Source organism: Taklimakanibacter albus (assembly GCF_016595235.1).
Classification (GTDB): Bacteria; Pseudomonadota; Alphaproteobacteria; order Rhizobiales; family Aestuariivirgaceae; genus Taklimakanibacter; species Taklimakanibacter albus.
Genome location: NZ_JAENHL010000008.1, coordinates 745,890 through 760,152, shown reverse-complemented (window position 1 = coordinate 760,152; position 14,263 = coordinate 745,890). Strand labels below are relative to the sequence as shown.

Here is a 14,263-nt window from a genome sequence, read left to right as displayed (position 1 = left end):
CAAAGATGGATGCCGCCACCGCCATCCTCCTCACCATCGTCACCGCCGCGACGCCCTTGCTGCTGGCGGCGCTCGGCGAATTGGTGACCGAGCGCTCGGGCGTCCTCAATCTCGGCGTCGAGGGCATGATGGTGATGGGCGCGGTCGCGGGCTTCGGCGCCGGCCTTCTTTCGGGTAATCCCTATCTCGGCATTCTCGCGGCGATCCTGGCCGGCATGGCGATGGCGCTGCTCTTCGGCTTTCTCACCTTGACGCTGGTGACCAATCAGGTGGCGACGGGACTGTCGCTGACACTGCTCGGCCTCGGCCTCTCTGGACTCCTGGGCGAGTCCTTCGTCGGCGAGCCTGGCGTGCGTTTGCCCAAGTGGCTCGGCATCGACATATTGATCCCGGTCTCCTTCATCCTGGTGGCGGCGGTCTCCTATGTGCTCTTCCGCACCAAGATCGGCCTCGTCATCCGCGCCGTCGGTGACAGCCACGCGTCGGCGCATGCGCTGGGGTATCGCGTCATCCTGGTGCGTTATGCGTGCGTGCTGTTCGGCGGCGCCTGCTCAGGCCTCGCCGGCGGCTATCTCTCGCTCGCCTACACGCCGCAATGGGTCGAGAACATGACGGCCGGGCGCGGCTGGATCGCGCTGGCGCTGGTCGTCTTTTCGTCCTGGCTGCCCTGGCGCGTGGTGGTGGGCGCCTATCTCTTCGGCGCCGTCTATATTCTCGCTTACACGGTGCAGACCTTCGCGCTCGGCATTCCCTCGCAGCTCTTGCTGAGCCTGCCTTATATTGCCACCATATTGGCCCTCGTCCTGATTTCGGCGAGCCAGCGGCTGACGCGCAGCAATGCGCCGGCCTGTCTTGGGCAGCCATTCGTGCCTGATCGATGAACCGCAAATGCTACAGGGAGTAAGGAGAACCCCATGAAGAAACTGATGATGAGTGCCGCGGTCCTGGCCGTGGCGCTGGGCATGTCGGCGGCCTCCGCCTCGGCCCAGGAAAAGCTCAAGGCCTGCTGGCTCTATGTCGGCGCCATCGGCGATTTCGGCTGGACCTATCAGCACAATCAGGGCCGGCTCGCGGTCGAGAAGGAGCTCGGCGACAAGGTGCAGACGGTGTTCGTCGAAAACGTGCCGGAAGCCGATTCCGAGCGCGCCATCGAGCGCCTGGCGCGTGACGGCTGCGCTATCATCTTCACCACCTCTTTCGGCTTCATGGAGCCGACGCTGAAAGTGGCGAAGAAATTCCCCGATGTGAAATTCGAGCACGCGACCGGTTTCAAAACCGCGCCGAATGTCACCACCTACAACGCCAAGTTCCACGAAGGCCGCTATGTGATCGGCCAGATCGCCGCCAAGATGTCGAAGTCGGGCGTGGCGGGCTACATCGTCTCGGTGCCGATCCCGGAAGTCGTCGCCGGCATCAACGCCTTCATGCTGGGCGCCCAGTCGGTCAATCCCGATTTCAAGGTCAAGATCGTCTGGATCAATTCCTGGTATGATCCCGGCAAGGAAGCCGACGCCGCCAAGGTGCTGTTCAGCCAGGGCGCCGACATCATGGTCCAGCACACCGACTCGACGGCACCGCTGCAGGTCGCCGAGGAGCAGGGCAAGCATGGCTTCGGCCAGGCGTCCGACATGATCAAATTCGCTCCCAAGGCGCAATATACGGCGATCGTCGACAACTGGGCGCCATACTATGTCCGCCGCGTGAAGGATGTGCTCGACGGCACCTGGAAGTCGCAGTCCTCCTGGGATGGCATGGCGGAAGGCACGGTGCATATGTCGCCGCTCACCAATCTGCCGGATGACGTCGTGAAGATGGCGACCGAGACCGAGGATGCGATCAAGAGCGGCAAGCTCCATCCCTTCACCGGCCCGATCACCAAGCAGGACGGCTCGACCATCGGCGAAGCCGGCAAGCCGCTCGGCGATGGCGACATCCTCGGGATGAACTGGTTCGTCAAAGGCGTAGACGACAAGCTGCCGCAGTAGGCGGTCAACAACAGCCGGACATCGGTACGGCCGATGTCCGGATCTTTCCGAGACCCTCATGCTGAGGTGGCCGCGTAGCGGCCCTCGAAGCATCCATCAGGATGAGTTGCGTATGCTGCAAGACACCCTTCGAGGCTCGCTGCGCTCGCACCTCAGGGTGAGGGTCGTGGAACGGCCCAAGCGAAGATCTTCATAATGCTCGATCCTTTCATCGCCGACTGGCTCAATCTCCTGCTGCGCTGGGCGCATATGATCGCCGGCATTGCGTGGATCGGCACGTCCTTCTATTTCGTGGCGCTCGATTTTTCGCTGAAGCGCCGCACTGGATTGCCGGCCGGCGTCTATGGCGAGGCCTGGGAAGTGCATGGCGGCGGCTTCTATCATGTCCAGAAATATTCGGTGGCGCCCGCCGACATGCCGCCCGACCTCATCTGGTTCAAATGGGAGGCTTATCTCACCTGGCTGACCGGCTTCCTGCTGCTCATCGTCCAGTTCTATTTCAATGCGACGACCTTCCTGATCGATCCTTCGGTTTTGGTGCTCACGCCCTGGCAGGCGATCGCGATTTCACTGGCGGGCCTCGCCGCCGGCTGGTTCATCTATGATGGTCTCTGCCGGTCGCCGCTGGTGCATCGCCCGGGCCTGCTGGCGCTCGCCGTCTTCGCGCTGATCCTGATCGCCGCTTACGGCTTCACGCATGTATTCTCGGGACGCGGCGCCCTCATCCATATCGGCGCCTTCATCGGCACCATGATGGCGGCCAATGTCTTCGCGGTGATCATCCCCAATCAGAGGAAGATCACCGCGGCGCTGTTGCGCGGCGAGGCGCCCGATCCGAAATTCGGCATCACCGGCAAGCAGCGCTCGCTGCACAATACCTATCTGACCTTGCCGGTCCTCTTAATGATGATCAGCAACCACTATCCGATGATCACCAATCACCCGCAGTCCTGGATCCTGGTCGGGCTGATCGTCATCGGCGGCGCGTCCTTGCGCCATTTCCTGGTGCGCCATGAAGTGGGCGACGACATCGCGGAGATCGCCTGGACGATCCCGATCATCTTCGGCGCACTCGCTGCCGCTTTGTGGCTGACCCAGCCGAAAGCGCGGATCGGCGAAGGCCTTGTCGTTTCCGACCAGGAGGTCCAGGCCATCACGGTCAAGCATTGCACCATGTGCCATGCGGTGAAGCCCACTCATGCCGGCTTCAAGGAGGCGCCCAAGGGTGTGGCCCTCGAGACGCTCGACGAATTGCGCCGTTATGCCAGCCAGATCGAGGCCCAGGCAGTGCGCAACAAATCCATGCCGCTCGGCAATGAGACCGGCATGACGGATGACGACCGTGCCAAATTGGGCGCCTGGATCGGCGCGCAATGACCGCGCTCGACGATATCAACATCATGCCGCTCTACGCGTTCTTAGGCGCGTTCGGCGATGTGGCCGAGCATTCGCCCTGGGTGGCGGAAGGCGCCTGGGAGAGGCGCCCTTTCGCGACACGTGAGGATGTCATCACCGCATTCGCCGCGGCGATGCGCGCCGCGCCGCGGGAGGCGCAGCTGGCGCTCATCCGTGCTCATCCTGATCTCGCGACCAAAGCGAAGCTCACCCAGGATTCGACGAGCGAGCAGGCGGGCGCCGGGCTCGACCGGCTGACGCCGGACGAATTCGCCCGCTTCACCAGGCTGAACGATGCCTACAAAACACGCTTCGGCTTCCCCTTCATCTTCGCCGTGAAGGGCGCCACCAAGGACCAGATTCTCGACGCCTTCGACGAGCGCCTCGGCAACAGCGCGGAAGTGGAGTTCGAAACCGCACTGACCCAGATCGCCCGTATCTTCCGCTTCCGCCTCGAAGACAGGATATCGGCATGACCCGCATCGTCACCGGCGCGGTGCTGACCTTTGGCGCGACCACCGCCGATTACCTGCATGAGCCGCAAGGCGCCGTGGTGATCGGTGATGATGGGCGCATTCTGTGGCGCGGCGCCCGCCGGGCGCTGCCGGAAGCCTGGCGCGCGGCACCGGTCGACGACTATGACGACTGCCTGATCCTGCCCGGCTTCATCGACGCCCATATCCACTTCCCGCAATATCGCATGCTGGCCGCGCCGGGCAAGGATCTGCTCGACTGGCTCAACCGTTTCACCTTCCCGGAGGAGTCGCGTTACGGCGACGCCGCCTATGCCGCGGCGGCGGCCGAGAAATTCCTCGACCGCCTCGTCACCAACGGTACCACGTCGGCGATGGTCTTCTCCTCGGTGCACAAATCCTGCGCCGAGGCGCTGTTCGCCGCCGCCGGGACGCGGCGCATGGCCATCATGACCGGCAAGACCATGATGGACCGCGATGTGCCGCAGGCCGTGCGCGACACGCCGGAGGCGGGTGCCCGCGACAGCGAGGCGCTTTATCAGAAATGGCACCGCCGCGATCGTCTGCGTTATGTCGTCTCGCCGCGTTTCGCCGTCACCTCCTCGGAAGCGCAATTGCGGGTCGCGGGCGAGCTGATGCAGTCGCTGCCCGATACGCTGATGCAGACGCATCTGTCGGAAAGCACGGGCGAAGTCGCCCGCATCCGCGCGCTGTATCCGAACGACAAGGATTATACCGACGTCTATGACCGTTTCGGCCTGCTGAGCGACCGCAGTCTTTTTGCTCATGGTGTCCATCTCTCCGAGCGCGAATGCGCACGCCTGTCGGAGACAGGATCGATCGTCGCGCATTGCCCGACCTCGAACATGTTCTTGGGCTCTGGCCTGATGAGCATGGGCCATCTCGGCAAGCCGGAACGCCCCGTCAGGCTGGCGCTCGGCACCGATGTCGGCGGCGGCACCAGCTATTCGATGCTCGCGACTTTGGGTGCCGCCTATAAGGTACAAATGCTCGCAGGGTATCGCCCGACCGCTTTCGAGCTGTTCCATCTGGCGACGCGCGGCAATGCGGAAAGGCTACGTCTTACCGATGAGGTGGGATCGCTCGATGACGGCAAGTGGGCGGATATCGTGGTGATCGATCCCAAGGCGACCGATGTCCTGGCGAGCCGCCAGGAGCTTTCGCAATCGCTCGAGGATATGCTGTTCGCTCTGGCGATCCTGGGCGACGACCGCGCCATCCGCGCGACCTATGTCGCCGGACGCAAGTTACATGAAAGAAGTGAGTGACATGACCAGTCTCTATCCCCGCGACATGAAAGGTTATGGCCGCGCCATTCCCGATCCGAAATGGCCGGGCGGCGCCCATGTCGCCGTGCAGTTCGTGCTCAATTACGAAGAGGGCGGCGAGAATTGCGTGCTCCATGGCGATGCCGCTTCGGAAGCTTTCCTGTCCGAGATCGTCGGCGCCCAGGCTTGGCCGGGCCAGCGCCACTGGAACATGGAATCGATCTATGAATATGGCGCGCGCGCCGGCTTCTGGCGGCTGTGGCGCATGTTCACCGGACGCAAGATCCCGCTCACCATCTATGGCGTCGCCACCGCGCTGCAGCGTTCGCCCGAGCAGACCCAGGCGATGCAGGAGGCCCAATGGGAGATCGCCAGCCACGGCCTCAAATGGATCGAATACAAGGATTATTCGGAAGCCGATGAGCGCGCTCATCTGATGGAAGCGATCCGCATCCATAAGGAAATCACCGGCGAACGCCCGCTCGGCTGGTACACCGGGCGCTGCTCGGTCAATACGACGCGGCTGGTGATGGAGGAGGGCGGCTTCCTCTATTCCTCCGACGCCTATGCCGATGATCTGCCTTATTGGGTCGAGCGGCCGCAGGGCGGCCAGCATCTCATCATTCCCTATACGCTCGATGCCAATGACATGCGCTTCGCCACGCCGCAGGGGTTCAACAGCGGTGACCAGTTCTATACCTATCTGAAAGACAGCTTCGACTGCCTCTATGAGGAGGGCCGCCGCGGCTCGCCCAAGATGATGTCGGTCGGCCTGCATTGCCGCCTGATCGGCCGGCCTGGCCGAGCCCTGGCGTTGGAGCGCTTCCTCGATTATGTGCAAAGCCATGATAAAGTGTGGGTGCCGCGCCGCATCGATATTGCGCGCCACTGGCACGAGCAGTTTCCACCCTCATGACCGAAGCTTGAATGGCCAGGCTCGCCCGCATCGTCATCCCGGATGTGCCGCATCATGTGGTGCAGCGGGCGCGCCCGGGCCTGAAGCTCTTCAGCGACGACGGCGACTATGCCGAATATGGCGACATGCTCACGCGCAATCTCAGAGGTGCCAGGCTCGTCTCGGCCTGCCTGATGCCGGACCACGTGCATCTGATCGCCATTCCGTCCACCAGTGACGCACTGGCCCGCATGCTCGGCGAGACGCGCCGGCTCTATGCCCGCTACAAGGGGCTGGGCGCGCAAGGCCTGTGGCGCGGGCGTTATCTTTCCTGCCCGCTCGATCCGGCGCATGCCAGAGCGGCGCTCGCTTATCTGAGCTTCAACCCGGTGCGTGCCGGGCTGGTGGGCGCACCGTCGGACTGGAAGTGGTTTTTAGGCGACCGGGATTTCAACGCGCCCGCCGATGACCGCCAGATGCAGGTGATCCGCGCCGCGACGCGCACCGGCCGTCCCGCCGGCGACGCCGACTTCTATGCGAGAGTCGAATACGAGCTCGGCCGCTCGCTCACGCCTAAAAAACGCGGCCGCAAGGCGCGCTGGTAGGCGTGGGAAGGGAACTCCCTCTCAACTACCCTCATGCTGAGGTGGCCGCGAAGCGGCCCTCGAAGCATACATCAGGATAGAGCGAGGATGCGGCGGCAGACCCTTCGAGGCTCGCTGCGCTCGCACCTCAGGGTGAGGGGAGACGAAGTCTAATCACTTAAATCGTCAAAATGACCGCCCCCGGCAGCGTCACTTCCTCGAGATTGTTGCCGGGCCCTTTGCGGTCGACGACCAGGAAGTCGCTGTCGCGATCGAGGACCAGCAGCGGGAAGTGCCAGGCATTGCGGGCATAGTTGATGCCCTGCCGGCCGGTGGCGCGGAAGGCCCGGAGTGTCCTGGCACTGGGGGGCTCGCCTGCTTCCGCGACGACAATGAGCCAGTCGCGGTTCTGGAGAGGATAGAAGGCCTGGCTTCCAAGCGGGTGGCGCTCGACGAAGGTGATCGCAAGCGGAAAGACGCGCGGTTGGCTGCGGAACAGGCTGACGATGGTTTCGCCGCCTTCCGTACCGGTATCGATTCGCGCCAGATCGTGGAAGCGTTCGGTGAAGCCTTCGTTGATCGGATAGTGCTGCGCATCCGCCATCTCGATGACATCGCCGAAGGACGCGAAGGCAGAACGGGTGAGGGGTTCTATTTTGAGACTCGTCATGGCCGCAAATTAACCTCTAACGCCGGGAAAGCAAACCGGGTTCTCGCAAGGACAGAGCGTTCATAAACTGTGGCCGACATGCAACGAACATCGCCACGACAATTGAAATTCGTGCTGCCCGAAATTTCAGCATATGCCTAGGCACTATCAGCAAGTGCTTGAAAAAATTGAGAGCGACGGTCGATGTGGTCAGAATGTGACGAGGTGACGTAACGCGCGCCACGAAATTGTCGTTAGTCCTCGCACAGTTGTGATGATATCAAATTAGGTGGGTTGGGGAACCGATGGGCGCCCTGAGGGACGGGCGGCGCTGTGGATTCATCGTTCACCAATCGAGGGGAAGACTAAGTAATGCGTCCGAAAAATTCCGTGGTCCTGTCGGCCATGCTCACCGTTGCGTTGACCGGCTGTGCGGCGCTGCCGAGTGAAGGCCCGCAAAGCAAGCAGATCGAGAAAGCCTATCTCGAGAAGAACACCGCCGGTTTCTCGCTGGTCAATGTCAGCCGTCCCGTCGCCGAATATCTGTCGCGTCATGGCGGCCAGAGCTTCGGCGATCGTTTCGGCAAGGGCAAGCCGATGCGCGCCGAAACGATCGGCCCCGGCGACGTGTTGTCCGTCACCATCTGGGAAGCCGATCAGACCGGCGTCTTCGCCAGCACCAACAGTGCCGATCGCGGCACCATTCCCGATATCGAGGTGAGCAGCCGCGGCACGATCTCGATTCCCTATGCCGGCACCATCAAGGCAGCCGGCCGCACGCCGCAGAGCTTGGGTGCGGCCATCACCAAAGCGCTCGAAACCAAGGCGGTCGAGCCGCAAGTGCATGTCGCGCGCAAGGAGAAGGTCGCCTCCGTCGTGACCGTGACGGGCGGTGTCGGCAAGGCCGGCCTTTATCCTTTGAGCCTGCGCGGCGATTCCCTGCTCGACGTCATCGCCGGTTCCGGCGGCTCGTCCTATCCGCCCTATGAGACGGTGGTGAACATCACGCGGCGCGGCGAGATCGCCACCTCATATCTCGATCACGTCATCGAGACGCCCGCCGACAACATCTATATGCGACCGGGCGACCAGATCAGCATCGAGCGCAAGCCTAGAACCTACACGGCTTTCGGCGCCGTCGAGCGCAAGGGCAATCTCGAATTCGGCACCGGCAATCTCAATCTGCTCGAGGCGGTCGGCAAGGCCTCGGGCCTTTCCGATATCCGCGCCGACGCGTCGGGCGTGTTCCTGTTCCGCTTCGAGAATCGTTCGGTGGCGGAGCGTTTCGCCAGCGAGCCGGTGACGGCGTCGGGCGGTCAGGTGCCGGTGATCTACCGGCTCAATCTCAAGGACCCGAACCAGTATTTCTTCGCCCAGTCGATCGCCATGCAGGATCGTGATGTGATCTATGTGGCCGACGCCTCGACCGTGTCGCTGCAGAAGTTCTTAGGACTCTTGGGCGCCGCCATATCACCGCCGGGAGCGGCGGTGCGCACGGTGACAACCGTAAATGCCCTGTGATTACGACCTGACTTTCAAAAGAGTGCTGAAGGTCGGATAGAGATGCGGAGTGCTCACCAGGACTTCATTGCCCTCGGTGAGCCCATCGCCGCTCAGAAAGTCACTCACGCGACCGCCGGCTTCCTTGACGATGCAGAGGCCGGCGGCGACGTCCCAGGCATTGATATGGGATTCCCAATAGCCCTCGAGCCGGCCATCGGCGGTGAAAGCGAGGCCGAGCGCGCCTGAGCCGAGGCGGCTATATTCGCAATGGGCATCGAGCAGCACTTTGACGGCCTCGGCATGCGGACCCGGTGGGCGGCGATAGCTGTAGCCGATGCCGAGCCGTGACTCTTCCAACGACTTTGCCGGACTGACGTCGATCTTCCGGCCGTTGAGCGTGGCGCCCTTGCCGCGCCGCGCCGCATAGAGCTCCTCGGTCACCGGATTATAGATCACCCCGATCACGAATTCGCCGTCGGCGAGAAGGCCGAGCGATACACACCAGAGCGGAATGCCGCGCAGGAAATTGGCGGTGCCGTCGATCGGGTCGATGATCCAGACCGCCTTGGCGGAGGTATTCTTGGCGCCGCGCTCCTCGCCCAAGAAGCCGTCTTCCGGAAAGAGGTGCTGCAGCGTCCCGACGATCCTGTCCTCGCAGGCGCGATCGGCCTCGCTCACCAGATCCTGGGTGCCTTTACGCTCGATATCGAGCTCCGCGCGCCGGTGATAGGCCTCCGCCGCCAGCCGCCCCGCATCGCGCGCCACAGCTTGCGCCGCCCAAAATCTGATCTCGATCTCATCCGTTTCCACGGAACCTCCTAAATTTTTGGTAGATCACGATCAATTCAGGTCGATTCGACCTGAATTGATGAACGTGATCGAGATTCTTAAGTCTAGCGCGTGATCGGACGGAAAACCGGAATCCACTTTTCCTGATCACGCGCTTGCCAAGACTTTCCCCTTGGTCCAAGCTGTCACACAACTGTCATAATCCGTCAAAGGCAGCCGGCTCCAGGAACTGGAGCAAACTGGCAACTGGGAGGAATGTATGAAGTTATCAGCCAGAAGTCTTGTTGCGTCTATTGCCGCCTTGGCCGCTTTGGCCTTGTCCACAGGCGCCCGCGCGGAGGGCAATCTCACCGTCTATTGCTCGGTCCAGGAGGAATGGTGCCAGCTGATGGTGAACGAGTTCCAGAAGGCGACCGGTATCACCGTCGCCATGACCCGCAAGAGCTCGGGCGAGACCTTCGCGCAGGTGAAGGCGGAAGCGGCGAATCCCAAGGGCGACATCTGGTGGGGCGGCACCGGCGACCCGCATCTCCAGGCAGCCGAGGAAGGGCTCACCGAGGAGTATGACTCACCCAAGCTGGCTGAACTTCACGACTGGGCCGTCAAGCAGCATGAGACGGCGAAAAAACGCACCGTCGGCATTTATCTGGGTGCGCTCGGCTATGGCTACAATACCGAGCTCCTCGAGCAGAAGAAGCTCGAAGCGCCCAAATGCTGGGCCGATCTGATCAAACCGGAATTCAAGGGCGAGGTGCAGGTCGCCAATCCCAATTCCTCCGGCACCGCCTATACGTTCATTGCCACTTTGGTGCAGATCATGGGCGAGGAGGAGGCGTTCAAATATCTGAAGGCGCTCGCTGAGAACATCAATCAATATACGAAATCGGGCGCCGCCCCGGCGCAGGCCGCGGCGCGCGGCGAGACCTTGATCGGCATCGCCTTCCAGCACGATGTCGTGACGCCGAGCATCACCTCCAACGCACCGATCAAGAACGTGTCGCCTTGCGAGGGCACCGGCTTCGAGATCGGCTCGATGAGCATCATCAAGGGTGCGCCCAATATGGAGAACGCCAAAAAATGGTATGATTGGGCGCTGACACCCGACGCGCAGAAGCTCGGCGCGCAGGCGAATTCCTATCAGAACCCGTCCAACAAGGCGGCGCCGATCCCCGATCAGGCGCCGAAGATGGCCGACATCAAGCTGATCGATTACGACTTCGCCAAATTCGGTTCATCGGCGGAGCGCAAGCGCCTGCTGAGCCGCTGGGACAAGGAAATCGGCGCGAAATAGCTGACAGGGAGGGCCGACGGAACTGACCGCCGGCCCTCCCGCGCCCGCCATGCCCGCGCTCACCCGGCAATCGCGTTTCATCCTGCAGATCGTCATCGTCGCCGCTCTCGGCTTCGTGGCGCTGCCCTGGTACGGTATCGCCAATGGCTTCTGGTCCTTCACCTGGCTTGGCGCGCCGACCGAAGCGGCCAATGCATCGGGCATTGTCCAGGCGCTGCTGCACGGGCGCATCTGGCTCTGGCCGCTGCCGCTTCTGCTGATCATCGCCTTGATCGACGTCTGGCGCGGCCCGCACGCACGCGTCATCGCCTGGTGCGGCGGATTGGGCCTCGCTTATCTGTTGCTGCAAGGTTTCGCGATCGGCCTCAAGGGCTGGAATATCGCCGCGCTCGAAGGTCTGTTCGGACCAGTGGCACCGCAAATGGGGCTCGGCGGTGGCGCCTTCATCGTCGGCAGTGCCTTCCTCCTTTTGCTGTCGGCCGGCCTGGCGCTCAAGGGCTTCATGCGTGGCGATGTCTTCCTCGTCTCCTCCATCGCCGCTGTCGTCGCTTCGATCGGGCTCTTCGTATTTTATCCGGTGGCGCTGATCCTCATCGAAGCGGCACGCGACGCCGACGGCGCCTATGGCGTAAGCGCGCTCATCGGGCGGCTTCTCAACCCGGATATCTGGGCCGTCACCTGGAACAGCCTGCTCCTCGCCATCGTGGTCGGGCTGCTCACCACCTTGCTCGGCCTGGGCTTTGCGCTTCTCCACAAGCGCACCCAGTTCCGCGCCAAAGGGCTGCTCCGGCTGCTCGCGATATTGCCCATCATCACGCCGCCCTTCGTGATTGGCCTCGGCATCATCCTGCTCTTCGGGCGCAATGGCATCGCCACCTGGATGATGAGCGAATTCCTGGGCGTTCCGCCGAGCCGCTGGATCTATGGCTTCTTCGGCCTCGTCCTGGTGCAGACACTGGCCTTCACGCCGATCGCCTATCTGGTGCTGATTGGCGTCGTCGATGGCATCAGCCCATCGATGGAAGAAGCGGCGCGCACTTTGCGCGCGGACCGCTGGCGCACCTTCAAGACCGTGACCTGGCCTTTGATGCGGCCGGGCCTTGCCAATGCGTTCCTCATCGGCTTTGTCGAAAGCCTCGCCGATTTCGGCAATCCGCTGGTGCTTGGCGGCAATTTCGACGTGCTCTCGACCGACATTTTCTTCGCCATCGTCGGGTCCCAGAACGATCCGGGCCATGCCTCGGCGCTGTCTATAGCGCTTCTGTTCCTCACTTTGTCCGCCTTCGTCCTGCAGCGGCAATGGATCGGCAAGAAGGTCTATACGACGATTTCCGGCAAGGGCGATTCCGGCCTGCCGGCGTCTCTGCCCGATGGCGTGAGACGGCTCGTCTATTGGACGACGTTGCCCTGGCTCGCTTTCACGATCCTGCTGTACGGCATCATCCTGGTCGGCGGTTTCGTGAAGTCGCTTGGCATCGACAACCGGCCGACGCTTCAGCATTACATCACCGCTTTCGGCATCGATTGGACCGATCACGGCATCCTGTGGAGCGGCCGCGCCTGGCCATCCTTCTTCATTACAGTAGAGCTCGCGGCCATCGCCGCCCCTATCACCGCGATCATCGGCCTTCTTACCGCTTATCTCCTCAACCGCCAGCGCTTCATCGGCCAGTCGGCATTCGAATTCATCACCATGCTGAGCTTCGCCATTCCGGGCACCGTGATCGGCGTGAGCTATATCCTGGCCTTCAATGTGCCGCCGATCGAATTGACCGGCACCGGCCTGATCCTCATCATCTGCTTCGTCTTCCGCAACATGCCGGTGTCGATCCGCGCCGGCCTCGCCACCATGGCGCAGATCGACAAGAGCCTCGATGAATGCTCCCTGATGCTGCGCCATGGCAGCTTCGCCACCATAAGGCGCGTCGTGCTGCCCTTGCTCAGACCCGCCATCGTCGCGTCGCTGGTCTATGCTTTCGTGCGCGCCATCACCTCGGTGAGCGCCGTCATCTTCCTGGTCAGCGCGCAATATAACCTTGCCACCGCCTATATTGTGGGGCGGGTCGAAGTCTCGGACTTTGGTGTCGCCATCGCCTACAGCTCGGTGCTCATCGTCTTCATGCTGCTGGTGATCGGGGTGATCCAATTGGGCGTGGGTGAGAGCCGCCGCGCCGCGCGGCGTGCGGCGCCGGCCGCTTTGGGAATGGGAGGCGCTACGACATGAGCATCGAAGGCCGCTCGGCGGCGGTCAAACTCGAAGCCGTCACCAAGAAATTCGGCGCCGTGGCGGCGGTCGACACTGTCGATCTCCTGATCGAGCCGGGCACGCTGGTTACCTTGCTCGGGCCCTCGGGCTGCGGCAAGACCACGACGTTGCGGATGATCGCCGGGCTCGAGGCGCCGAGCTCCGGCCGCGTCGTCATCGGCGGGAAGGATGTCACGCTGCTGCCGCCCAATGAGCGCGATGTCAGCATGGTGTTCCAGTCCTACGCGCTGTTCCCGCATATGACCGTGATGGAAAACGTCTCCTATGGCTTGCGTGAATCCGAGCTGTCGCGCGACGCGCAGAAGGCCAAAGCGCGTGAAGGCCTGGCGCTGGTGGGCCTTGCCGGTTATGACGAGCGCCTGCCGTCGGAACTGTCGGGCGGCCAGCAGCAGCGCGTCGCGGTGGCGCGCGCCCTCGTTCTCGAGCCGCAGGTTTTGCTCTTCGACGAGCCTCTGTCCAATCTCGACGCGAAATTGCGGCGCAAGATGCGCGAGGATATTCGCGAGATCCAGCTCAAGCTCGGTCTCACCGCTGTTTATGTGACGCATGACCAGGAAGAGGCGCTCGCCGTCTCCGACAAGATCGTGGTGATGAACAAGGGCCGCATCGCCCAGCAGGGAACGCCCGCCGACCTTTATGAGCGCCCGGCCGACGCTTTCGTTGCCGATTTCATCGGCAGCGCCAATCTGGTGCCGGCCGAGATCGTCGCGCGCGACCAGACCGGTGTTACGGTCGCACTGGGCCTGACGAAGCTCGTGCTGCGCAACACCGGCATCACCGGCGACAAGGTCTTTCTGGTCATCCGGCCGAGCGGTGTGACGCTGGACGGCGAGACCGGCAAGACGGGAACATTGCCGGCAAAGGTGGCGCGCGCCACCTATCTGGGCTCGCATTGGGAATATACGCTCGAGGCCGCCGGCCAGCCGATCTTCGTGACCCAGCCGGTCGGCAAACGTTTCGCCGCCGGCGCGCATGTCCAGATGGAACTCGATACGAGCCAGCTGGCTTTGGTCGCGCGTCCGTAACACATAATCTTCCGTAGGGTTATGTCACGTCGATTCAATCCAGAATGGCGTTCGTGATGCCCGCTGTGGTTGAATTAAAACGGATCACCTGATTTTTCGTTGACCCTGTATCCGGCCCG

General features: G+C 62.6%; 13 protein-coding genes. 11 read left to right on the top strand and 2 right to left on the bottom strand.

Annotation, left to right across the window (positions count from 1 at the left end):
* Nucleotides 1–5: 5 nt before the first annotated feature.
* The 7 genes from JHL16_RS26445 (at nt 6) to JHL16_RS26415 (ending at nt 6,642) form a co-directional block, all read left to right on the top strand.
* Nucleotides 6–881, top strand: coding sequence for an ABC transporter permease (locus JHL16_RS26445; protein ID WP_200187887.1), 876 nt, complete (start codon nt 6–8; stop codon nt 879–881).
* Between the two features lie 33 nt (nt 882–914).
* A complete protein-coding gene (locus JHL16_RS26440) occupies nt 915–1,985 on the top strand; it encodes a BMP family ABC transporter substrate-binding protein (RefSeq protein WP_200187886.1) in 1,071 nt (356 codons plus the stop codon).
* A gap of 195 nt (nt 1,986–2,180) precedes the next feature.
* Nucleotides 2,181–3,362 carry a urate hydroxylase PuuD gene (locus tag JHL16_RS26435; protein ID WP_200187885.1) on the top strand — a complete coding sequence of 394 codons (1,182 nt, stop codon included), beginning with the start codon at nt 2,181–2,183 and terminating at the stop codon, nt 3,360–3,362.
* Entirely contained in the window at nt 3,359–3,856 is a 498-nt protein-coding gene (uraD, locus tag JHL16_RS26430) for a 2-oxo-4-hydroxy-4-carboxy-5-ureidoimidazoline decarboxylase (RefSeq protein ID WP_246771178.1), read from the top strand. The genes JHL16_RS26435 and uraD overlap by 4 nt, the downstream gene beginning before the upstream one ends.
* On the top strand, nt 3,853–5,142 hold the full coding sequence (guaD, locus tag JHL16_RS26425) for a guanine deaminase (protein ID WP_200187884.1): 1,290 nt from the start codon (nt 3,853–3,855) through the stop codon (nt 5,140–5,142). The genes uraD and guaD overlap by 4 nt, the downstream gene beginning before the upstream one ends.
* A gap of 1 nt (nt 5,143) precedes the next feature.
* Complete coding sequence (puuE, locus tag JHL16_RS26420) at nt 5,144–6,058, top strand: allantoinase PuuE (protein WP_200187883.1); 915 nt, start codon at nt 5,144–5,146, stop codon at nt 6,056–6,058.
* Nucleotides 6,059–6,069: 11 nt separating this feature from the next.
* Nucleotides 6,070–6,642 carry a transposase gene (locus tag JHL16_RS26415; protein ID WP_200187882.1) on the top strand — a complete coding sequence of 191 codons (573 nt, stop codon included), beginning with the start codon at nt 6,070–6,072 and terminating at the stop codon, nt 6,640–6,642.
* 157 nt (nt 6,643–6,799) lie between these two features.
* Here JHL16_RS26415 and JHL16_RS26410 read toward each other — a convergent pair whose 3' ends face one another.
* Nucleotides 6,800–7,291 (bottom strand): ureidoglycolate lyase, encoded by a 492-nt coding sequence (locus JHL16_RS26410; RefSeq protein ID WP_200187881.1) that lies wholly within the window; start codon nt 7,289–7,291, stop codon nt 6,800–6,802.
* A 351-nt stretch (nt 7,292–7,642) separates the two neighbouring features.
* Between JHL16_RS26410 and JHL16_RS26405 the strand changes: the two genes are divergently transcribed.
* On the top strand, nt 7,643–8,791 hold the full coding sequence (locus JHL16_RS26405; protein WP_200187880.1) for a polysaccharide biosynthesis/export family protein: 1,149 nt from the start codon (nt 7,643–7,645) through the stop codon (nt 8,789–8,791).
* On the opposite strand, the gene JHL16_RS26400 is transcribed toward JHL16_RS26405, so the two are convergent.
* Nucleotides 8,792–9,583 carry an inositol monophosphatase family protein gene (locus JHL16_RS26400; protein ID WP_200187879.1) on the bottom strand — a complete coding sequence of 264 codons (792 nt, stop codon included), beginning with the start codon at nt 9,581–9,583 and terminating at the stop codon, nt 8,792–8,794.
* Between the two features lie 238 nt (nt 9,584–9,821).
* Between JHL16_RS26400 and JHL16_RS26395 the strand changes: the two genes are divergently transcribed.
* From JHL16_RS26395 to JHL16_RS26385, 3 genes are read left to right on the top strand one after another with little or no spacing between them, the layout of a single operon-like run.
* A complete protein-coding gene (locus tag JHL16_RS26395; protein ID WP_200187878.1) occupies nt 9,822–10,853 on the top strand; it encodes an ABC transporter substrate-binding protein in 1,032 nt (343 codons plus the stop codon).
* Between the two features lie 49 nt (nt 10,854–10,902).
* Nucleotides 10,903–13,077: an ABC transporter permease gene (locus JHL16_RS26390; protein WP_200187877.1), complete on the top strand. Its 2,175-nt coding sequence runs from the start codon at nt 10,903–10,905 to the stop codon at nt 13,075–13,077.
* Nucleotides 13,074–14,144 carry an ABC transporter ATP-binding protein gene (locus JHL16_RS26385; protein WP_200187876.1) on the top strand — a complete coding sequence of 357 codons (1,071 nt, stop codon included), beginning with the start codon at nt 13,074–13,076 and terminating at the stop codon, nt 14,142–14,144. Before JHL16_RS26390 ends, JHL16_RS26385 begins: the two co-directional genes overlap by 4 nt.
* The last annotated feature ends 119 nt before the right edge of the window (nt 14,145–14,263 follow it).